Here is a 592-nt window from a genome sequence, read left to right as displayed (position 1 = left end):
GGTGGACGGTGGACATCGCCCGGGCCGGCCTGAACGCGGGCTACGCCAGGCCAGGGGACGCCCCGCTGGTCTCGGGCAAGGGGCGGGCGGCGCGGATCGCGGACCCGGGCGGGCGGGTGGACCTGGTCGACCCGGCGGAGATGCTGGTCGAGGGGCCGGCCCTGCACGACCGGCTGCGGGCCCAGCGGCACGGCATGGTCAACCGCAGCGAGCGGGTGTGGCGCCTGGAGACCGGCGAACTGCGCTACCCGAGCACCAAGTGGACGGAGCCGTTCCACGCGCTGTACCGGGGGCCCGACGGCACCGTCGAGGGCCTGCTCACGTACACGATCGACCAGCACTGGGCCGCGAAGATGCCGGAGAACACGGCCCGGGTGCGCTCGCTGCTGGCCACCACGCCGGCGGCGGAGAGCGCGCTGTGGTACTTCCTGTTCTCGGTGGACTGGGTGGTCCGGGTCGACACCTGGTACCGCGCCCCTGACGACGTGCTGCCGCTGCTGCTCGGCGACCCGCGGGCGGCCGTGCCGCAGGCCCAGGCGGACTGGCTGTGGATACGCCCGCTGGACGTGCCCCATCTGATGCGGGCCCGCAC

At 74.7% G+C, this 592-nt stretch carries 1 pseudogene; it reads left to right on the top strand.

Annotated elements, in window-relative coordinates:
- Positions 1-592 (top strand): annotated as a pseudogene (locus KUM32_RS36485) (GNAT family N-acetyltransferase); the annotation flags it as partial.

This window comes from Streptomyces sp. AC627_RSS907, from assembly GCF_019049165.1.
This window is presented reverse-complemented; position numbering and strand designations above follow the sequence as displayed.